The following is a 21,618-nucleotide window of genomic DNA, read 5'->3' as shown; positions in this document are numbered from 1 at the left end:
GGTTTCATTAACCATCCCCCTTTATTCAATTCTCTTTTTCCGTCATCTACTAAAAATTATTTAAAGTTTTTATAAAGATTCCCCATTTCAATCGCTCCTACCGCTGCCTCATATCCTTTATTTCCTGCCTTTGTACCTGCACGTTCGATTGCCTGTTCAATTGTATCTGTTGTGAGTACACCAAAAATAATCGGAATTCCGCTCTGCATTCCTGTGTTCGCTACACCCTTTGCCACCTCACTGCTTACATATTCAAAGTGAGGCGTTGCCCCTCTAATAACTGTTCCTAGTGTAATGATTGCGTCAAAGCCACCTTGATCGGCTAACTTCTTTGCTGCAAGCGGAATTTCAAAAGCACCTGGAACCCACATGACCGTCACATCCGCTTCATTCACTCCATGTCTCTTCAGACCATCCTCTGCTCCACCAAGCAGTTTACTCGTAATAAACTCATTAAAACGTGCAACCACAATCCCAATTTTCAACCCTGTGCCAACTAAATTTCCTTCAAGTACTTTCATTATTATCCACTCCTATTAAAATGTTAGTAAATGTCCTAGCTTTTCTTGTTTTGTTTTTAAATACTGTTCATTTTCCTTTTTGGGTGTTATTTGAAGAGGAACGCGATCGACTACCTCTAAACCATACCCAGCAAGGCCGGTTATTTTCCTTGGGTTATTTGTTAATAATCGCATCTTTTTCACACCTAGATTTCGAAGTATTTGAGCACCAATCCCATAATCACGCAAATCAGCTTTAAATCCTAGCTTATGATTCGCTTCAACCGTATCGAAGCCTTCCTCTTGGAGCTTGTACGCTTTTAATTTATTGATTAGACCAATACCTCTTCCTTCTTGTCTCATATATAGAAGGATTCCTCGCCCTTCCTCCTCTATTTGAGCAAGAGCCGCATGTAGCTGAGGTCCGCAATCACAGCGATTCGAACCGAACACATCGCCAGTTAAACATTCTGAATGTACTCTTATTAAGATAGGCTCATCTTCACAAATATCTCCTTTTACAAGAGCAACATGCTCCTTGCCATCACTTTTACTCGTAAATCCGACTGCCCGAAAGTCACCAAACTCTGTTGGGAGCTGGATTTCAACCTCTCGTTCAACAAGCGAATCATGCTCAAGTCGATACTCAATAAGATCTTTCACCGTAATCATCTTTAAATCGAATTTGTCCGCAACCTCTTTTAAATCATCTACACGTGCCATCGTTCCATCATCTTTCATGATTTCACAAATGACGCCTGCTAATTTCGAATCAGCAAGTCTTGCCAAATCAATCGCTGCTTCGGTATGGCCAGCCCGGCGAAGAACACCGCCTTCTTTGGCGATAAGTGGGAAAATATGTCCTGGCTTTCTAAAATCACTTGGAAGCGATTCTTCTTCCAGTAATTTTTGAACAGTTAATGCACGCTCAAACGCACTTATTCCTGTTGTTGTATCCACATGATCAATACTAACGGTAAAGGCTGTTTCATGACTGTCTGTATTGACTTCTACCATTGGTTGAAGTTCCAGTCTTTCCGCTATCGACTCAGTAATCGGAACACAAATTAGGCCCCTTCCTTCTTTTGCCATGAAATTAATCATTTCTGGCGTCGCAAATTCGCCCAGGCCAACAAAATCTCCTTCATTCTCACGATCATCATCATCACAAACGATAATGACCTTTCCTGTCTTTAAATCTTCAATTGCTTCTTCTATTTTATGGAACATGAATTTGTTGCCACCTTTCTGCTGGTTCATAAGAATGTAAGTATCGTGTCTTTACTTAAGGCTGTTTTTGCAAACATTGCCTTAAACATGAATTCGTAGAGGTTGATTTCCGCTCCAGGATGCTCGCTTTCCGCGGGGTGGGCGTTGAGCCTCCTCGTCGCTCACAACACTCCTGCGGGGTCTCACCTGTCCCACACTTCCCGCAGGAGTCTCGCACCTGCCGCTCCAATCAACCAACCTTATTTGTCAACGGTTTTCATTTACACAATTTATAAAAGAGCCTTGCTTAATTTCTACATAAATCCGTTATTCTTAAGAAAATCAGTAGAAATACTGCTTTCTTGTTTTTGCTGTTCATTTTTCTGAAGGAAGGAATATAAATATTTGCCGATGATATCGAACTCGATATTCACCTTATCGCCAATCTTTTTGTGACCGAGTACCGTTTCTTTTGCTGTATGAGGAATAATCGACACGGTTACTTGATCCTTGCTGATGCCAAAGATCGTTAATGATGTTCCATCAAGCGTGATTGATCCTTTATATAAGGTTAGATGGCTGAATTCTTTAGAAAAGTGAATGTCAATATAGATGGCATTTTCTTTTGGCTCTCGCTTGAGAATTTGTCCGACCGTATCAACATGCCCAGTTACAAAGTGGCCTCCAAAACGGCCATTTGAGCTCATCGCCCGTTCAAGATTCACGAGTGAGCCTCTCTGCAGACCGGATAAAGCTGTACTTTGAAAGGTTTCAGGCATAACATCTACAAAAAAGGACGTATGATTGTATTCTGTTACCGTTAAGCAGACACCGTTCACGGCAATGCTATCTCCTAGATTTAAGTCTTCTAGCACTTTCTTTCCTTGAATCGCAAGAACGAGTGTATTTCCTTTCGTTTGGATGTTTTGAATCGTTCCGATCTCTTCAATGATTCCAGTAAACATTATTCGGTTTCCTCCTCTATGAGAGGTTTTGCAGTGATTTTAATATCTGGACCTACCTTTTCTACCGCAGTAAAGCGAAGCTGTTTCCCTAACTTCACAAGCTCAGGACCTGCTCCGCCAATAAAAGGAATAGCCTCTCTGCCACCTATGATTTTCGGCGCCATATACGTAATAATTTGCTGGAAAGCTTCTTCTTCAATAAATGAAGCATGGATTTCTGAACCGCCCTCTACTAAAACGGACAGGATGTCGCGTTCTCCTAGCGTATGCAGAACTTCCTTTAGCGAAATTTCAGCGCTATTTTGTGAAATAATCGTTACGCCTTGGCTCTCAAGTTCTCTTTTCTTAGTTGCATTAAACTGACTGCCTGTAAAAATGATTGTCTGAGCAGAGCAATCTTGAATAACATTTGCTGACACTGGAATTTTCAATTCCGTGTCTAATACAATTCGAATGGGATTTATTCCACCTCGGGGTCTTCTGGTGGTTAAAAGAGGATTATCTTGTAGGATTGTGTTAATTCCTACTAATATTCCATCATGCTCATGACGGAGCTGATGTACATCTTGTCGTGATTCAGGGGAGGTTATCCACTTACTATCACCTGATTTAGCTGCTATCTTTCCATCTAATGAAATGCCTGCTTTAATGGTTACAAATGGAGTGTTTGTTTGGATAAAGTGAAAAAACTTTTCGTTCAGCTGCAGCGCTTCTTCCTTACACAAGCCTACTTCGACCTCAATTCCAGCACTTGTAAGCTTGTCAATGCCTTTACCTGCCACAAGCGGATTTGGGTCTAGCGTTGCAACGAAAACCTTTTTAATACCTGCTTCAATAATGAGATCCGCACACGGAGGTGTCTTCCCATGGTGACTGCATGGCTCAAGTGTCACATACATGTCAGCACCCTTGGCAGCGCTTCCAGCCGCTTTAATTGCATGAACTTCTGCATGGGGAGTACCGGCTTTCATGTGCACACCTGTCCCTACTAATCTTCCATCTTTCACTACCACCGCACCAACACTTGGGTTCGGACTTGTCTGTCCCAATGTTGCGCGAGCTAATGAGATGGATACGTTCATATATTCACAATCATTCATTTTGAAAAAAAGGTAGCCCCTTTCATAATAAATTCTCCATTTAAACACAAAATCCCTTACTAATAGTAGTAAGGGAGAAAAAAAGCAACACAAATAAATGTCAAAAAAGAGCTTTTTTGAACAATTAAATCTTCCTTCTCCCATCCAGACTTTTACTGTCGGCTTTGGAATTTCACCAAATCCACCGTTTTCATATATATGAAAACGGGTCACGGACTAAGAGGTACAACCTCATCACCGCCGGTTGGGACTTGCACCCGACCCCGAAGGAAATCCTATTCAATTAAAAAAAGCATAGCAGATTAAATAATATACTACAAGAGTAATAGGGTTTAAATAATGGTTTAAATTTTGCAACTCTTTCAAAAAGAGTTCAAAATAACTTCACTTTTCATTCACTTTCTTCCGCTACATTAGATAAGCAAACCGAATTACTTCTGATGGAAAGGAGATTTTCAATGAAGTACCAAAACGTACTTCTACTTTTAGTACTCACTCTATTAACTTTGCCAATTAGTGCTAAAGCAGATAAACCATCTTTACAAGAAATGATCGATGCTGCTGACGATGGAGATACTTTAATCGTTTCACCTGGTTCTTACACAGAAAATATTACTATAACAAAACCAGTAACCTTAATAGGAGAACATAAAGCTACAATTCAATCCTGTAAGAATGCACCTGTTTTAACGATTAAAGGTGAACATGTCCAATTAAGCAATATAACGATTGAACAATGTAACAAAAATGATGAAGGATCTCCAGCAATCTATGTAACAGGAAGAAATCATGTTCTGACAAATTTAATTATTAATACGGAACAAATAGGCATTCAGTTAAATGAAGCAAATCAAATCCGAATTGAAAAAAGTACGCTCACTGGCAATCGTAAACATAATAGTATCGACCTTTGGGCATCTAGCAATAATGTTATAACGTCATTGCAAATCAATAATGTATTGGACGGCATTTACTTAGAGCAGAGCAACAGTAATGAGATAACGAATAACTTCATCCAAAATGCACGTTATGGTATTCATCTAATGTTTTCAGACTATGTATTGGTAGAAAAAAATCATTCCCAGCATAATTTTGCTGGTGCAATGGTGATGCAGGCAAAGGAAACATTCATAAAAGACAATGAATTTTCCTTTAATAATCAAAATGTCAATTCACAAGGACTACTGCTCTACCAGACTAATAACACCATTGTAACGGATAATATGTTTACTTCTAATAGAATTGGTTCCTTTATAGAAGAAACATCGGGTGCTCAATTTAATAATAATACATTTGAGTCAAATACAATTGGCATTCAAATGAAAAGGGCTTTTAATAACCGATTATCTGAAAATATCTTTAATGGCAATGTCAATGATGCACAAGCAATTGAAAGTGCAGATAATCTTATCGAGCATAATTATTGGGACACATCACTTAAGCTTGATATAAACGGAGACTCAATTAGTGAAATACCACATGCGGCAGATCCTTATTTTCTAACGCTAATCCAATGGGTACCCGAGTATCAGCTATTTTTTCAACATCCTGGCATCACTTTATTGAAACAAGTGTTTAATAGCCCTACAGAAACCTTATTAATGGATTATCACCCTTCTATGAATTCAGGAATTATTAATAGTCATCAAAAGGAAGATAAGCAAATATCCCTTTGGTTCTTGGGTGTTTTCTTTACAATTTTCAACCTATATTTCATTCAAAAATGGAGGAGATTTTCATGAAGAAATTAATGATATTAATATTTTTAACCTTTGTAACAGGAGGCTTACTACTAGGGTGTGGAAAAAAAGGAGTGGAGCCGAGAGCAATCAATGAAGAAACCGATAAATGCGCAATCTGTAATATGACTGTGATGGATAACCAATTTGCTACGCAGATCGTTCTTAGCAATGGACAATCCTATGTATTTGATGATATCGGATGCATGTACGGATGGATGGAAGAAAATCAAGATAAAGAAGTTGAAGCCTCCTTTGTTAGGGATTACAACAATGAAGAATGGATACTTACTGAAGATGCCTTCTATGTTTACAACAAGGATGTAAAAACCCCTATGGCCTATAATATGATTTCCTTTAAAGATAAATCGGCGGCTGAAGAATTTATAAGCCACAACAAAGGAGAACTTCTCAACTCTAAAGATATAGCAGAACATAAATGGGCTATGAATCCTGAAATGATGAAAGAGCACGGACATAGTGATGAAGGACATGGAGAAGATATGGAGGATATGGGAGATATGGAATCAGAAAGTGATCATGCAGAGAAAGAAGAAACTACATCTCACTAAATATTTGCTTAACAAAATTGAAGGATGGTCGTAATGGGTAATTTTTGTTATTCAGAGATTTATACTACAATCAGGCAGCGATCTTATTACTCATTCAGTATTTTATGGATTGCTGTACTAACATTATTATTTTTATTACAAAAAAGCGTACCTTCATTGACATTATATACAAATATGACAGGTACTGTTATGAATGTAGCGTTATATATTATTCCTATGTTTATGTTATTAGCCGGGTCATTTTCCATTTCAGCAGAGATGGAAAATGGACAATGGCGGCTTCTAAGTACCTATCCATTCCATACATTGGCATATGTGTTAGGGAAAATCGTAGGACAGTTTGTATCACAAATATCAGTTTTCACCTTCAGCTTTGGGGTAAGCATTTTAATAGCCTTGCTTACCGGAGGCGGAATTACTTTTCAATGGGCTATCTTTCTTTATTTGTTTTCTGCATTGTTAATGTACATTTTTCTTTTAATCGGTTTTACCGTCGGATCGCTTGTTTCAACAAGATGGCAATCTTTATCACTATCCGTTGGCATATGGTTTTTCCTCATCATGGTTTGGCCCATTGCCTGGATAAATCTTTTGAGTTTGCTTCCATATACATGGGTCACTCCAATAATGAAAATATCATTATTTCTAAATCCAGCTGAATTTCTAAGAGTTATCTATGTTATTACACTAGATGGCGGTGCAGTTTTTGGACAGCCTTACGACGGAATGGTTAAGTTTTGGGAATCTCCCTTTTCTTTAATCATGTTAATCATTTATCTAGCTGTTTTATCCGCAGTGTGTATATTGACTTCTACGTTTGTGTTAAACCGGAGGAAACAAATATGAAACAATTAATTGTAGATGGGATCAGTAAAGAGTTTAAAGGAAAGATAGCCCTTCATAAATGCTCTTTCACTGCAACTCCTGGAAGTTGTGTCGTCCTATGTGGAGGAAATGGCGCTGGAAAGAGCACAATGATTAATATTATTGCAGGAATTTCTTTACTCAAACAAGGAAGCGTTACTTTTGGAGAAACGAATCTAGCACTTAAACCAAAAGAATATTTAGGTCAAATAGGTTATATGCCAGATGATTATCATGCACAGGGGACGCTCTCTGTAAGGGAGTTCCTTATGTTCTATGCCTCCATTCGCCGCATCTCCAAAGAAAGAGTGGCAGAAGTAATGAATATAATTGGATTAACCGAGCAAAGTTCGACATTAGTAAAGAGCTTATCAAAAGGCATGAAACAAAGGCTTCTTTTTGGTCAATCCATTCTTTCCGATCCACCTTTGTTAATTATGGATGAACCTACCAATGGTCTTGATCCCTATTGGGTGGATAGATTTATTGAAATTCTGAAAAACCTCCGACAAAATGGAACAATTATTCTTTTCTCTACTCATATGATGGATGTTGCAGCAGAAATAGGTACAGATATTATATTTATGAAACAAGGAAAAATCATTGAGGTATTAAATTCTAGTCATTCCATGCAAGACAATATTACTCGCTTAATGCAACTGCATAGATGTTAGATTACACCAAATTGGAAGTGTTTATTTTCCTGTTTTAGCAAGGCAGTAAAAATTCACTGCCAATTTGGTGACTGAGAGAGTTCGACCAAAGCGATAACAATATTGATCATAAAAATTGCTATAATAAATGGTATGGATAGCAGAATACTTTTTCCTAACTTTAGCCTAATAGCTGAAGCATAATAACCACAAATAAATAAGACCATACATGCCATAATAAGCATGATAAGTAAAATAATGTACATAGAATTACCTCACTTTATATGAAAGTAAATGTTCAATATCTCTTCTATCATAAAGGACTTCAAGAATATGAATCTCCCATTTTGTCCTCTTTTATATGGTAGCGTTTAGTGCACTCGCAAACCGCTTGATTCCTTCATCAATGCCCTTTTCATTCTCTCTAGCAAAAGTAAATCGTACATAACCTTTTTGCGATCCCATCGTAGCCCCAGGGACATAGATTACCCCTCGCTGAATGGAGTTTTCTAATAACTTCATTTCATCTACATCTCTTTTCAATTGACACCAAATATGGATCCCCCCTTGAGGAACCGTAAATTCCACTTGATCTTTTAAATGACACTTTAAGCTTGCCACAATTTGATTGCGCCGTTTCTCTAATTCCTGCACTAATTTTTGAATATGAGAATGAAAATGCGCTGATTCTAAAAAGTCATTTGCAATCCATTGGGTAAAGCTGGCATGTCCAAAATCAATTTGTTGTTTGGCATCAGATAATCTCTCTATGACCGATCTCGGACCGATAATCCAACCAATTCTAAGACCCGAGGCAACAACCTTTGATAAAGAACTAATGTATAGGACATTCCCGTGCTTATCCATCGACTTTAATGTTGAAACCTTTTCTCCGTTAAAAGACGTTAAACTATACGGATCGTCCTCCACAACAGGAATGCCATGTTCAGAGGATATTTCCAAGATAGCTTTCTGCTGACTTTCTTTTAGTAATGAGCCTGTTGGATTTTGAAAAGCAGGGTTTAGAAAGATCATTCGGATTCGATGTTTTTTATGTAATGCGAGTATCTCATCAGGGTCTATCCCATCGTCATTGACCGGTAAATAATACGTTTTTATACCTGCTGTTTTAAATATTGGAAGATTGTAATGATAAGATGGATCCTGTATTAGCACTGCATCCCCAGGCTTTAACAAGCATTGAACAACTAAATGCAAGGCCTGTTGCGCTCCAGAGGTAACTAGAATAGAAGATGGATTTGCTTCAATATTTCGGAATTCCTTCACATGCTTTGCAATGGTAGTCCTTAATATGGCATTCCCCTGTGGATGATCATAACCTAATCGACCGATAAACGAGCGAGTAGAGGTAATCTCCCTTAAGGCACTTATCGGAAAGAGATCCTCCGATAATTCACCACTGGCCAGATTGATTAGTTTCTGCTCTTCCATCTCTTTACGTATTCTTTGAGTAAGTGGCAGATTGGGTAAAAATGAACCAGCTTCAATATACCTATTCCAACTCGGTATACGTTTTTTAGTGATCCCCCATATATCCTTACTTATCATGGTACCACTTCCACGATTTCGTTGAACAAGACCATTTGATTCAAGCTCATCATATGCAGCTACAACTGTACTCCTATTTACATTTAGCTCTTTAGCTAAGTATCTTTCTGATGGAAGAGGTTTATCTGGCGGAAACATTCCCTCAGCAATTCCATTTTCTATATACTCGGCCATTTGCTTATAAATGGGCTTCTTAGCCTTTCGATCAAGATTCCAGTCCATTTCATGACATCCCTTTGAATTCAAAATTGTAATCTTATTTTCGTTATTTATATCTATTATAACGATAAGTAGATACCTTATTGAATTCTCCTGACCAAATATATATTTAAAGCTGCCTCCATTAAACGAAGAAGCTAATATACACACCAAGAGCAATGATAGACAGAAAGATAACCGCAGCATATATTAACGTTAAATTGGTTGTATTTTTCTTCACCGTATCCCCATATTTTTCTTCCGTCTTCCTCGTTACCATTAAAGTTCCTGCCAAAGCGATTATCAAAATAATAAAGACAAAGGCAATTAGTATTTTCATCGTCCACCTCTATTTTATAAAAAGTGATTTAACTACTTTAAGTAATCAGTATAAAATAAATCCAAAAGAAATTGCCCATCCACTTTTGAAGAATTTTCACCATCCACTTTATTAATTAATCTAAAAACATAACTATTGTCACCCTACTTTTGCGGCTTTGGGACACCAGTTTCTTTATTTGTGACAAAATAGGGTAATTCTATTATTTACGGACATACGTTCCGCTAATTTGTTAAAATATAGTGATTTCCATGTTTATTTTCGTAAATAACGTACTCAGTGTCCGCTCAGCCTATAAATTAGGGCAATTAAATAAAAATAACGGTTTCACTGTCCGCTAACTAGAAGAAATTACTACAGGATTTTTCCCAAACGCAACTTACTTGCCTCTTACTTACTTATATAAAATAGTGCAAAAAGATTGCTCTAGACCCACCCATATTTAAAGTTGTATCATGGTCAAGGGTTAATGGGGGGCAAAGAAAAATGGAAGAACAAAAATATAAGGATCTAAAATTAGGAGAACGCGGGGCAATCATTAGTATTCTCGCTTACATATGTCTTTCGATCATTAAATTAGTTATTGCATATAGCAGTGGCTCTGCTGCCTTGAAGGCAGATGGGCTTAACAATACAACCGATATCATTGCATCAATTGCCGTACTTATTGGACTTAAGTTATCTCAAAGACCACCTGATAAAGATCATCGGTATGGACATTGGAAAAGTGAAACGATCGCATCAATGGTTGCTTCTTTTATTATGGTTGCAGTCGGCCTGGAAGTGCTGATTGATGCGACTACCTCCATTTTTCAAGGAGAAAAAGAAACACCAGATATTATGGCGGCTTATGTAGGTATTTTTTCTGCACTAATCATGTATGTTGTGTATCTTTACAACAATAGATTGGCTAAGAAAATTAATAGTAAAGCCGTTATGGCAGCCGCAAAAGATAATCTTTCAGACGCATGGGTGAGTATTGGGACAGCCGTAGGTATACTCGGCTCTCAATTAAAAATGCCCTGGCTTGATACGGTAACTGCTATTATTGTTGGCTTATTAATTTGTAAAACAGCCTGGGACATCTTCAAACAAGCTTCACATGAACTTTCAGACGGATTTGATGAAGGAAAAATTCAACTTTATCAGGATGTAATCCAAAAAGTGGATGGCGTGAAAGGAATAAAAGAAATTAAGGGAAGAAACTATGGGAATAATGAGGTAATAGATGTTGTTATTCTTGTTAATTCCACGCTAGATATAAAAAAAGCACATGATATTGCTACCCATGTTGAAAAAGTCATGATGAACGAATATGGGGTATATGATGTACATGTTCATGTAGAGCCGAATTGATTGAAGATCTTTTCCAAACATAATAAGACAAATAAAAGCTATGTGAATATAAGTTTTCACATAGCTTTTATATTTTAAAAATATGATTGTATTTTCACCTTTCTTTTTGAACTATCTGTTTAATTATATAGTTATCTTTGTTTCTTTTTATAGATAATCGTCGCCACAACTAGTACAAGTAAAACAGCCTGTCCCAACATTGTTTCAACCGTTGGATAGAAACCAATGATGCTGACTACAGGCAAGCCATCTACAATTGTTGTTGAGACTGTTTCCCTTAGCTGCAGTGTATGCAGACTCACTCCAATAATTTTAAAGGCAAGTACGTAAATCAATACTGTTGCCACTGCAAAGAACTTATGAATGGGAATTTTTCCACTTGCTTTAAATAACACAATGGCAAAGATAATTAATATAAGAACTGCTACTACGATTCCTAGCACAAATTTAGAAGTCTCCATTTTAGGAGCAATTCCTGCATAAAAAACAATGGTTTCTGCTCCTTCACGAAATACGGATAGGAAGCTAATGGCTGCCATCGCAAACACAGAGCCCTTTGAAATAGCATTGCCTATTTGTTTAGTAATATAGCGATTCCAGCTCGACACACTCGATTTACTATGAAGCCATATTCCTACTCCGATCATCATCGCAGCCGCTAATAAACCAACATATCCTTCCATGAGCTCTCGATTCGAATCAACCATTGCTGAGTTGAAAATGGTTGACATTAAAATAGCAGCAAGTGCCGATACAAGTACCCCCACCAATGCACCTAGATAAATCCATTTACGCATTGTCTTTTGTCCTGATTTATCTAAAAATGACACTAATGCTAATATTATGAGCAACGCCTCTAAACCTTCACGCAATAAAATAAGCGCTGAATCCCACATCGTATAATCAGTACTGCCATTTATCAGCTCTATCTCTGTTCGGAAAGTATCTAGCTTACTACTAATAACTTGGACATCAACCTTGGATTTTAATAAATCACTTACAAGAATCGGCATATCACTTTCTATCTTTGTATACAGACTGCCATTACGTGTTGAAATATCTATCTCAACACTTGGCCATATTTTAATAAACTCTTTAATTTTATCAGAGGCTGCTTTATAGTCACCTGCATCAATAAAATCATTTGCTTCATCAATATAGTCAATCAATGTCGATAATGAATATTCTCCCTCGATGACCTTCGCCGTATCATTACCTGCTACGAAATCTTCAATCGTCTGTTTTAAATCTGCATATTGTGATTCCATTAATCCTATATCAGGCTCTTCTGAAGCAAGTGTTATCCGAATAAAAGCCATTTGCGTTTCAATTTGGCCATACATGGCCATACTCTGCTCTCGCACTGGACGTTCAATTTTATTCCACTTTATATTGAAATCCTTATAGGCAGCATCAATTGCAGCAATGTCACCACTTGCTAGAGCATCTTCAAAGGCTTTCATGCTAGGCTTAAATTTCGTCCCAAACTCCGCTCTCTGTGCTGCTTCATCTACTGGATTTTCTAGCTTCTCTAGTGTTCGTAATGCGTTTGACAAAGCGGAAAGAGCTTGCAATCGATCTTCCTTGGACAAAGCTTCCCTTGCTTTATCAAGAATATCATCAACTTTAGCCTTGGCTTCCATTTGCTCAGATGTGACGGAATCCCAATCCTTGGCAAACTGTTCAAGTGCAAGCTCGGCCTCGGCATCTTTATCCTGCTTCGTATTCATTAGCGCATCACTGATAGAAATATATAAGTGACTGTAAGATTGCTCGGCCAGCACTGGTATAGCAAGTATCAGGATTAAGCAGATCAAAATACTACAGCGCGTTAAAAAGTGCTTCACCTAAATAGCTCCCCTTTTGTACACCAGGGAAGCAAGCAAACACAGCACTGCCTCGATGGGTAACGTACTCATTCATTTTATCCAATCGCCCTAAACTAGTTTGAACAGTCGTAAATTGAGCTGGATCTTTTTGAAAAGAGATGAATATAAGCCCTGCGTCATGTGCCCCAGTATTCGACATTACACCTGATGCATAAGAATAGGAGCGACGTAAAATACGTGCACCCGATTTACGTGCCAAATGCACATGTGACGTATCTGGCATAATATATTCACCCTTACTGTCCTTCGCCTCGACATCAAAATCATCAAATTCCTTCGTTTTCCCAAATGGAGCCCCACTATCCCGATAGCGTCCAAATGTTGCTTCCTGATCCTTTAAAGATGTACGATCCCATGTTTCCAAATGCATTTGAATTTTGCGTGCAACTAAATACGTGCCACCCTTGAGCCATCCTTTATCTACCCAGACAACTTGATTTAAATCCTTCTCATCTGTAATCGCAGGATTCACCGTACCATCCTTGAACGCAAATAAATTAAGTGGTGTTCCTCCACCAGACGGAAACGAGTTAAAGCCTGCCTGTGACCATTTAATCTGTACCTTACCAGAGGCTGCACGTACTAAATTACGTACGGCATGGAATGCTACCTGAGGATCATCTGCACAAGCTTGAATACATAAATCGCCACCTGTAAATTCCTCTTGCAGCTGATCTTTCGGGAAATGTGGCAAGTCCTTTAATTCTTCAGGTTTCAAATGCTGAATTCCAAGCTTATCAAACAAAGATGGTCCTACCCCGATTGTAATCGTTAAATTTGAAGCATCCAGTCCCACTGCTTCACCTGTATCGCCTGTTGGAATTCTAGTATTCGTTGTTAAATCGGCTATTAATTCACCATTCATTAAACGTACAACAAGAGGTGTCCATTGTTTGAACAACTCTTGCAGATCATTTTTAGAGGTAAATAAAACATCCAAAGAAGCAAAATAAATATTTGTTTGCACCGGAGTAGTAACGCCTGATTGATGCTTGCCATAGAAATCAACTTTATTGCTTGCTGTCGTGCTGTCTGCAACAGGCTCAAATACATTATAGCCCATTACCTTCATAACACCCCCTAAGCTAGAGGCACCAATTGCTACACCAGCTGCTCCTATGCCTGTCAGCTTTAACATATCACGTCTAGAGACTTTTTTATTCATCCTTTTTTTATCGTTTGTCACTATCATTTATACTCACTCCAAAATGATACCCATTTGGCTTAATGGTTCTCCAAGTTGATTAACTGCTGCTGCAAGTGCTTTCGTGTTGTCTTCTGTTAATTCCTCATAAGATATATAGCCACCATCAGCTGTGGCATGCAGCGCCAATAAATCATCCACCGCTTTGAATTTCTCATCAAGTGTTGTTACTAGTGCTTGATCCTTCGCTTCTAATTTTGAACGTAAAATTTCAAAGATTTTTTCTGCACCTTCAATATTTGCTTTAAAATCATAAAGGTCCGTATGTGAGTAAATTTCTTCTTCACCTGTAATTTTAGATGTCGATACTTCATTTAATAAATCAACAGCCCCCGTAATCATTAAATCAGGTGTCACTTCTACTGTTTGCACAAGTGCATGTAATTCTTTCGCATCGGCAAGAAGTTGATCTGCTACAGCTTCAAAACCCTTCGTTGTATTTTCTACCCACAGTGCATGTTCAAGCTTATGGTAGCCCGACCACTCTTCCTCGCCTTTACCCTCTTCCTGAATATCCGCCAGACGACCGTCAATACGAGGATCAAGATCCCCAAAGCTTTCTGCAATTGGCTCTGAGCGTTCAAAATACATACGTGCTGGTGCATAGGCTGCTTTCGCCCCTTCAATATCTCCAGCCTTAAATAGGTTGACGAATTCTTCTGTTTCTAGTAGAAATTGGTCCATTTGCTCTAAAGCAAATTGTTGATAGGCTGATAGTTCTGTAGATAAATCAACCTCTTGTGCTGCTGATTCTGTTTGCGCTATTGCGGGTTTGTCCTCTTTTTTCGCTTCCTCGGTATTCCCACACCCAGTCAATAGTATGCCTCCTGCTACTAATACTGACAATAATGATGTCTTTTTCATATTTGGGCCCACTTCCGTAATAGTTTTATATTCCAATAATAATGATAATGATTATCATAATCGATTACAAGAGTTTTTTTAGGAAAAATTGTCCTTTTAGAGTTAATCTATTTATTCAGTTAGTAAACTGTTTTATGAGCGGTGTTTGATTTGTTTAGAGTACTTGTATGGAGGGGTTTTTTATGAGGGATTTGGAAGCATCATATTAAAAACGGTATGCACACATAAAAAGGATGAAATCACACTGGTTTCATCCTTTTCCTGTTTACAAATGAATAATAACAATGAAATGAAACAAAATAACTAAAACACTGTGACGGAGGTGTTTCATCATAAGCCAAATTATTAAATTCTTTCCTGGGTGGATAAGCATTTTCCAAGCCGCAGTTTTATTCGTTGTTCCGCTTGCTATTTTTAAGTTTGATAAGATACTTCGTAAAATTAGGGATGATAGTCAGTGAGAACCCGGAAAAAAGATTTAAAAGACCAGTCAATTAAATCATTACAGAATCAGCAAATGTTAACCGGTGATTTTGAAATGGATATCGAGTCATTAAGACTAAGGCTTGGTCAGAACACGGATGCGATTTACCGTGAATTTAAATTAAAAAATACAGAATTGAACGCAGCATTATTTTATGTGCCTGGCCTTGTAGATAAGGAAATGACGGATAAATATGTACTTCGATCGTTAATGGAACCTATAACAAAAAACGAGTTAAATCTTTTGCAAGCTGAAGCGTCAACAATAGAATACTTAAGAAAGTATTCCCTTTCAGTAAGCGATCTTACGATTGAGAATCAATTAGAAAAGATTATAACGGATATTCTTAACGGAAGTGTAGTTCTTATTATTGATAATGAACAATCTGCCATGATCCTTGGCTTGAAAAAGGAAAAATCAAGGAATCTGGAAGAACCAATCTCAGAGGTGCTGGTCAGAGGACCAAGGATTGGATTTACTGAATCCTTGAATGATAACACTGCTATCCTTAGAAATCTCTGTGCAAACGAAAATTTGACATTTGAAAAAATAAGTTTAGGTTCAACTGTAAAAAAGGACATAGTAGTTGCTTATATTAAAGGAATAACCAACACAGAATTGGTTGCAGAAGCTATAAAAAGAGTAAAAAGCATTGATATTGACTACCCGCCTGAATCAGGTTATGTCGAACAATTAATCGAAGATAATTATTTAAGCCCATTTCCGCAACTACAAAGCACAGAAAGACCAGATCGTGTCATGGTTTCTCTTGTGGAGGGCCGAGTGGCTATTATTCTTGATGGAACGCCGTTTGTTCTAATGGCGCCAGTGACCTTACCTATGCTTCTTCAATCTCCTGATGATTACTATGAAAGGTGGATTCCAGGAAGTTTGATCAGAGTCCTTAGGTACTTCTCGGCATTTATTTCGTTGTTCGGTCCTGCACTCTACATATCATTTATTTTATTTCTTTTCATCCCGGATTAATTCCAACAAAATTAGCAATAACCATGGCTAGCACACGAGAAGGTGTTCCTTATCCTGCATTTATAGAAGCACTTATGATGGAAATAGCAATAGAAATATTAAGAGAAGCTGGTCTCCGACTTCCGAAACCAATTGGTCCTGCAATAGGAATAGTGGGGGGACTAATTATTGGAGAAGCTGCTGTCAGCGCAGGTATAGTAAGCCCCATGATGGTTATCGTTGTAGCGTTAACAGCCATATCATCTTTTGCTATTCCACAATATAGTGCAGGTATAGCAATTCGAATGTTAAGATTTATTGCCATGCTATTTGCATCCGTTTATGGTCTTTATGGGGTGATTCTCTTTTTCTTACTGGTTTGTACTCATTTAACACGACTGGAGAGTTTTGGTACACCTTATTTAAGCCCATTAATACCCTTGAAAAAGCGCGATCTAAAAGACTCTATTCTTCGACTCCCGCTTTTTAATATGAAATGGAGACCCTCACTATTACAAAGCAATAACCCAAAACGGAGAGGATAATTGAAAGAGTGATTAATCTATGAATAGACGTGAATCAACCATTTCAAACTATCAGGCAGCTGTAATTATCATTAATTTCATCCTGGCTGCAGGGATCTTATCTCTTCCTAGGACTGCTACTGAAGAAGTAAAAACCCCTGACGCATGGATTAGTGTTGCTCTGGGAGGAATTATAGCCATCATTATTGGCTACTTTATGGTTAAGTTGAGTCAAACTTTCCCGAATAAAACATTTTTTCAATATTCACGAACTCTATTAGGTAAGTGGATAGGGGGCTTTCTTAGTATAATATTGGCTTTTTACTTCATAACCTTGTCTTCTTTTGAAATACGAACGCTGTCCGAAGTTGTTAGTTTTTACCTTTTGGAAGGGACCCCAAATTGGGCTACCATCATGCCGTTTCTATGGATTGGGCTATATCTTAGTTCTGGAGGCATTCAGGCAGTTGGGCGCATGTTTGAAATCATATTGCCGATTACCATCCTTTTTTTCATCATTGTTATTTTAATGAGCTTTAAGATATTTGAAATAAAAAATCTTCAGCCTGTGATGGGACATGGAATCGTACCTGTCTTAAGAGGAGTGAAGACAACTGCCCTTTCCTTCATAGGGGTGGAAATCGTTTTAGTCATCCTGGCATTTATGAAAGAACCCCAAAAGGGTGTAAAGGTTATGGCATTAGGAGTCATTATTCCATTAGTATTTTACTTAGGAATCGTAACGATGGTAATTGGTTCATTATCGGTAGATGGGGTAGTCCACAAAACTTGGCCATCATTAGCACTTATTCGAAGTTATGAAATGCCAGGACTTTTTTTAGAAAGATTTGAATCACTTTTGCTTGTTATTTGGACTATGCAGATTTTTTCTACCTTTTGTATTACGTATTTTGCTGCTTCATTAGGGTTAAGCCAGGTTTTCAATGTTAATATTCGAAAATTTTTGTTTGCTTTACTGCCTATCATCTATTTAGGGTCAATTATTCCTAAGAATATTGAACAGGTTTTTAGTTTGGGAGATTTCTTGGGGGAAGTTGCTATCGTACTTTTTGTATTTTTACCTTTACCTTTATTTTTGCTTTCAAAATGGAAGGGTGGATCGAAATGAAATTTCTACAGTTCGTGGTCCTCTTTTTCGTTATTATATTATTCCTGCCTGGCTGCTGGAGCAGTAAGGAGATTGAAGAATTAGCTCTAAATGTCGGAGTCGCAATCGACCCAGGAGATGAACAAATACCAGCTAATCAATTAGATGAAAATAGAGATACATACTCCAAAGAAAATATTTTATCGGTAACTTATCAATATTTGATACATCCATCAGATGCACAGAATCAAGGAAGTAATCAAGCAAGGTTCGAAAATACGACGGTAATAGGAGATTTAAATCATCAAATGTTAAGGGAGATTGCACTGAAAAAAGGTGACCCTATTATGCTTCATCATACTAAAGTGATTGTGATTAATGGGAAACTGCTGAAAGAAACCAGTTTAGAAGAAATCCTTGATTATTTTTTACGGGATAATGAAATGAGACCAAGCTGTTTGCTATTGATAAGTAGTGTACCAGCATATCAAACTTTGGAATCTGCATCTATAGATGTCGTTCCAGCTTTTCAGCTCATCGATATAAGTGATAATGTTTACCGTACCAATAAAATTATCTCACCTGTCACGCTTGCAAAAGTTGAAGGAAAAATGTTTTCAGGCTTTAGCTATTTGCTGCAGAACATATATGCAATGAATGGTAATAGAAAGTACTCAGGTGCTGCTGTTATTAAAGGAAAAACAAATAAATTAGTTGGCTCCTTAAATGAAGATGAAGTAGTAGGAATCAATTTAATCTCGGGTGAAGCAAAAGGGGGGGTGCTCAAATCCCAAGATGAGGAAGGGAAAGTTATAAGTTATGAGATTAAAGAGTTGAAAAGTAGAATTATCCCTGTTGTTAAAGGTGATGATATTTCATTTGAAATCAAATTAAAATCAAAGGGCAGAATTTCAGAGGATTGGTTTGACCAGCAAAGTAGTAGTGATAAATTTTTAAAAAAGGCAAAATTGATAATTCGAAATGAAATAGGCAAGGCAATAGAGAGTACGCTTAGTAAGACACAAAAGGAATTCAAAGTTGATGTTATAGGATGCGGAAAAGAACTAAGCATCAAATATCCTAAAGTGTGGGACAGTGTTAAAGATAATTGGGATGAACTTTTTGCTGAGTTGCCTATAACATATAACATAAATTTAGAAATAACTGACTATGGAACAAAGGTGTATTAAGAAATAACGGGGACTGGTCTCGAGTTGCTTTGTGCAGGAGGCCCGTCCCATTGATATTGATTGATGTCTAACCCCTACTTTATGCAATCATAAACGAATTTTTAAGTATGAACTCCATGAAAAGAGTGAACAGGTTCAAAACCAAGTATATACTAATTATTTTTCAAGCTTGCTTTATTAAATTTCAATTGTCAAAGCCAAAACTCACCATATATTTTAAAGCATAAGTAAGTATTCATTTCAACCATAACCCTTCCAAACGCAGCCTCTGTATTTCCCACAACCAGCCACTTGAATGCCTCCTGCTACTAATACTGAAAATAATGATAGCTAGAAGTATATTTTCCCATGATAGAATTTGATTCAAAAGCATTGCTTCATACCTAAATTCAAGCAAAATAACTTTGAAAATTACATAAAATTAGTTTAAAATTAAACTAACAGAACGTATGCTCTAATCTTGTGTGGAGGGATTTTTATGAGGGATTGGGAAGCTTCATATATTGCAGGAATAATAGATGGAGAAGGGTCAATTACCTTAACTAGATTGCATATCAATGAACATCGCAGACCATGTATAACTATTGCTTCAACTGATATAGAGCTATTAATTTATATTCAATCATTAACTAGTGGAGGCATAAGCAGGAAAAAAAATTATAATCCTGATCGACATAAGGATTCATATACATTAAATGTAAGGAAAAAGGAAGATGTCTTGAGAACCCTTAACGATGTTTGGCCCTATTTAAGAGTAAACAAAAAGAGGAATCGCGCTTTGTGGATACTAGAAAACTATGAAAGGGTTACTCCACGCAATGGAAAGTATAGTCCAGAATTGCTGAGTAAAAAACTTTTATTTGAAGAGCACTTTTTTCAAATATAAAAAGACAAATAAAAAACCACCAAATATGTATTTGGTGGAGACGGTGGGACGTGCACTTCCATGCTTTCGTCATGGCACTGACTATATCTTGAACCTGTATCTTACAGGCCCTTCGGCGTATTATGCGAAATATATATTTACCTGAATGTTCAAGTAGGATTCCGCATCCTAGTACTACCATCTGATGGCAGCCTATAAGTCGATACACGGCTGTTGGATTGCTCCACATACCGCTCGGCATTGCCTTACCACGTGTATACGTGACTTAGGTTTCACCGATAAAGCCGAATTTTCACTTATGTGTTGCCACATAAGGCGACTAATTACTAATCGAACCCACGTCCAGAAACATCGGCACTTAAGCTTCTACGAGTGTAGTCGACATATTCGCATTTCACTGAACCCTTCTGCCTATCGACAGGCGTCCGGTCAGCTAGTCTGGTTGTTCTCTTCCTTCTTCCTCAGACGGTGGAATCCGGCGTAGCCCACTTAGAGTGAGTCCGTTACCCTACCACATGGGCAATGGAGGGACGAACCGCTAAGCGCTATTAAGCAGCTAAAGCGAAGTTGTTTTGTTGTTTGCCAGTTATAGGCTTTGACGTTTTAACGAGGCCGATCCCCTCGACTCGCAACCTAAGCTCGAACTATCCCTGTCGAATCCGTAGCGTCCCCATTGTAAAAAAATCGGCGGCGAATCTCGGCGTCAACTTCAATCGTCAGCATCCTCACGTACAAACTACGTACGCTCCGGTGCTTCCTCAATCGTTTCCTTGACCTTCTTGCCGCTTTTTTTCCAATGATGTAGTTATAGCGTCAAAATTATATTCTGCACGCTGACGACATCCGGAATGCTCAAGTAGCCTGAGCTAAAGATTGTGTCACTTACTGTGACAAGTTTTATTATAGCATACCTAGTGGAAATTTCAATTGTAAGCTTTTGGAATTACATTTTCTGTCTTTCTCTAAATGCACGCTCGACTTCACGTTTGGCTTCTTTCTTTTTCAAATCCTCACGTTTATCGTATTTCTTTTTCCCTTTTGCTAAACCGATTAATACTTTTGCATAGCCATTTTTTAAATAAAGCTTTAATGGGACAAGGGAATAACCGATTTCTTTCGTTTCTCCGATGAGCTTGCTGATTTCTTTATTGTGGAGAAGCAGTTTTCTCTCGCGGAGGGGATCATGATTATAACGGTTTCCCTGCTCATACGGACTGATATGCATTCCGATCAGAAAGACTTCACCTTTATCAATCCTTGCGTAGGATTCCTTTAAATTGACTTTGCCTTGCCGAATCGATTTTATCTCTGTTCCCTGAAGGACGATTCCCGCTTCATATGTTTCTTCGATAGAGAAATCATGATAGGCCTTTTTGTTTTGCGCGATCATTTTACCGGTGCCTTTTGGCATTTCATTTCCCCCTTACTTCTTCTAATC

At 37.8% G+C, this 21,618-nt stretch carries 18 protein-coding genes, 1 other RNA gene, 1 pseudogene and 1 riboswitch; of the genes and pseudogenes, 9 read left to right on the top strand and 11 right to left on the bottom strand.

Annotation, left to right across the window (positions count from 1 at the left end; translation table 11 throughout):
• Window positions 1-56 precede the first annotated feature (56 nt).
• The 4 genes from ribH to ribD all read right to left on the bottom strand — a co-directional run bounded on the left by ribH (window position 57) and on the right by ribD (window position 3,774).
• Complete coding sequence (gene ribH, locus ACFYKT_RS09655) at window positions 57-524, bottom strand: 6,7-dimethyl-8-ribityllumazine synthase (RefSeq protein WP_389219188.1); 468 nt, start codon at window positions 522-524, stop codon at window positions 57-59.
• Window positions 525-536: 12 nt separating this feature from the next.
• The gene (locus tag ACFYKT_RS09650; RefSeq protein ID WP_389218856.1) at window positions 537-1,730 is read right to left on the bottom strand and encodes a bifunctional 3,4-dihydroxy-2-butanone-4-phosphate synthase/GTP cyclohydrolase II; all 1,194 of its coding nucleotides are present in this window, start codon (window positions 1,728-1,730) and stop codon (window positions 537-539) included.
• Window positions 1,731-2,023: 293 nt separating this feature from the next.
• The gene (gene ribE, locus ACFYKT_RS09645; RefSeq protein ID WP_389218854.1) at window positions 2,024-2,674 is read right to left on the bottom strand and encodes a riboflavin synthase; all 651 of its coding nucleotides are present in this window, start codon (window positions 2,672-2,674) and stop codon (window positions 2,024-2,026) included.
• Window positions 2,674-3,774: a bifunctional diaminohydroxyphosphoribosylaminopyrimidine deaminase/5-amino-6-(5-phosphoribosylamino)uracil reductase RibD gene (gene ribD / locus ACFYKT_RS09640; RefSeq protein ID WP_389219186.1), complete on the bottom strand. Its 1,101-nt coding sequence runs from the start codon at window positions 3,772-3,774 to the stop codon at window positions 2,674-2,676. The genes ribE and ribD overlap by 1 nt, the downstream gene beginning before the upstream one ends.
• A 128-nt stretch (window positions 3,775-3,902) precedes the next feature.
• Window positions 3,903-4,049: riboswitch (FMN riboswitch) on the bottom strand.
• 183 nt (window positions 4,050-4,232) lie between these two features.
• On the opposite strand from ribD, the gene ACFYKT_RS09635 reads away from it, so the two are divergent.
• Genes ACFYKT_RS09635 through ACFYKT_RS09620 form a run of 4 tightly spaced genes read left to right on the top strand, consistent with a single transcriptional unit; the run spans window position 4,233 to window position 7,623 of the window.
• Window positions 4,233-5,516: a right-handed parallel beta-helix repeat-containing protein gene (locus ACFYKT_RS09635; RefSeq protein ID WP_389218851.1), complete on the top strand. Its 1,284-nt coding sequence runs from the start codon at window positions 4,233-4,235 to the stop codon at window positions 5,514-5,516.
• Window positions 5,507-6,085, top strand: coding sequence for a nitrous oxide reductase accessory protein NosL (locus ACFYKT_RS09630; protein WP_389219185.1), 579 nt, complete (start codon window positions 5,507-5,509; stop codon window positions 6,083-6,085). Before ACFYKT_RS09635 ends, ACFYKT_RS09630 begins: the two co-directional genes overlap by 10 nt.
• Window positions 6,086-6,118: 33 nt before the next feature.
• Window positions 6,119-6,931 (top strand): ABC transporter permease, encoded by an 813-nt coding sequence (locus ACFYKT_RS09625; RefSeq protein WP_389218849.1) that lies wholly within the window; start codon window positions 6,119-6,121, stop codon window positions 6,929-6,931.
• The gene (locus ACFYKT_RS09620) at window positions 6,928-7,623 is read left to right on the top strand and encodes an ABC transporter ATP-binding protein (protein WP_389218846.1); all 696 of its coding nucleotides are present in this window, start codon (window positions 6,928-6,930) and stop codon (window positions 7,621-7,623) included. The genes ACFYKT_RS09625 and ACFYKT_RS09620 overlap by 4 nt, the downstream gene beginning before the upstream one ends.
• A gap of 336 nt (window positions 7,624-7,959) precedes the next feature.
• Here the strand turns inward: ACFYKT_RS09620 and pdxR are convergent, their stop codons facing one another.
• Together pdxR and ACFYKT_RS09610 are read right to left on the bottom strand one after the other, a co-directional pair.
• Window positions 7,960-9,393: a MocR-like pyridoxine biosynthesis transcription factor PdxR gene (gene pdxR / locus ACFYKT_RS09615; protein ID WP_389218843.1), complete on the bottom strand. Its 1,434-nt coding sequence runs from the start codon at window positions 9,391-9,393 to the stop codon at window positions 7,960-7,962.
• Window positions 9,394-9,514: 121 nt separating this feature from the next.
• A complete protein-coding gene (locus ACFYKT_RS09610) occupies window positions 9,515-9,709 on the bottom strand; it encodes a hypothetical protein (RefSeq protein WP_389218840.1) in 195 nt (64 codons plus the stop codon).
• Window positions 9,710-10,195: 486 nt separating this feature from the next.
• On the opposite strand from ACFYKT_RS09610, the gene ACFYKT_RS09605 reads away from it, so the two are divergent.
• A complete protein-coding gene (locus ACFYKT_RS09605; RefSeq protein ID WP_389218838.1) occupies window positions 10,196-11,065 on the top strand; it encodes a cation diffusion facilitator family transporter in 870 nt (289 codons plus the stop codon).
• 131 nt (window positions 11,066-11,196) lie between these two features.
• Here the strand turns inward: ACFYKT_RS09605 and ACFYKT_RS09600 are convergent, their stop codons facing one another.
• From ACFYKT_RS09600 to efeO, 3 genes are read right to left on the bottom strand one after another with little or no spacing between them, the layout of a single operon-like run.
• Complete coding sequence (locus ACFYKT_RS09600; protein WP_389218835.1) at window positions 11,197-12,912, bottom strand: FTR1 family iron permease; 1,716 nt, start codon at window positions 12,910-12,912, stop codon at window positions 11,197-11,199.
• Window positions 12,887-14,146, bottom strand: coding sequence for an iron uptake transporter deferrochelatase/peroxidase subunit (gene efeB / locus ACFYKT_RS09595; protein ID WP_389218832.1), 1,260 nt, complete (start codon window positions 14,144-14,146; stop codon window positions 12,887-12,889). Before efeB ends, ACFYKT_RS09600 begins: the two co-directional genes overlap by 26 nt.
• A gap of 6 nt (window positions 14,147-14,152) precedes the next feature.
• Window positions 14,153-15,022, bottom strand: coding sequence for an iron uptake system protein EfeO (gene efeO, locus ACFYKT_RS09590; RefSeq protein ID WP_389218829.1), 870 nt, complete (start codon window positions 15,020-15,022; stop codon window positions 14,153-14,155).
• Between the two features lie 517 nt (window positions 15,023-15,539).
• Here efeO and ACFYKT_RS09585 point away from each other — a divergent pair.
• From ACFYKT_RS09585 to ACFYKT_RS09570, 4 genes and pseudogenes are all read left to right on the top strand, one after another.
• A pseudogene (locus tag ACFYKT_RS09585) lies at window positions 15,540-17,017 on the top strand (spore germination protein).
• 19 nt (window positions 17,018-17,036) lie between these two features.
• A complete protein-coding gene (locus ACFYKT_RS09580) occupies window positions 17,037-18,125 on the top strand; it encodes a spore germination protein (RefSeq protein ID WP_389218826.1) in 1,089 nt (362 codons plus the stop codon).
• Entirely contained in the window at window positions 18,122-19,294 is a 1,173-nt protein-coding gene (locus tag ACFYKT_RS09575; RefSeq protein WP_389218823.1) for a Ger(x)C family spore germination protein, read from the top strand. Before ACFYKT_RS09580 ends, ACFYKT_RS09575 begins: the two co-directional genes overlap by 4 nt.
• A 478-nt stretch (window positions 19,295-19,772) precedes the next feature.
• A complete protein-coding gene (locus ACFYKT_RS09570) occupies window positions 19,773-20,180 on the top strand; it encodes an LAGLIDADG family homing endonuclease (protein ID WP_389218820.1) in 408 nt (135 codons plus the stop codon).
• Between the two features lie 327 nt (window positions 20,181-20,507).
• On the opposite strand, the gene ssrA is transcribed toward ACFYKT_RS09570, so the two are convergent.
• Both ssrA and smpB read right to left on the bottom strand, forming a co-directional pair.
• Window positions 20,508-20,844: a transfer-messenger RNA gene (gene ssrA, locus ACFYKT_RS09565) on the bottom strand.
• A gap of 279 nt (window positions 20,845-21,123) precedes the next feature.
• Window positions 21,124-21,591 (bottom strand): SsrA-binding protein SmpB, encoded by a 468-nt coding sequence (gene smpB, locus ACFYKT_RS09560; protein WP_389218817.1) that lies wholly within the window; start codon window positions 21,589-21,591, stop codon window positions 21,124-21,126.
• Between the last annotated feature and the right edge of the window lie 27 nt (window positions 21,592-21,618).

Source organism: Cytobacillus mangrovibacter, assembly GCF_042865275.1.
Taxonomy (GTDB): Bacteria; Bacillota; Bacilli; order Bacillales; family Cytobacillaceae; genus Cytobacillus; species Cytobacillus mangrovibacter.
The sequence above is the reverse complement of the archived record's forward strand: the minus strand, read 5'-3'. Positions and strand labels throughout refer to the sequence as shown.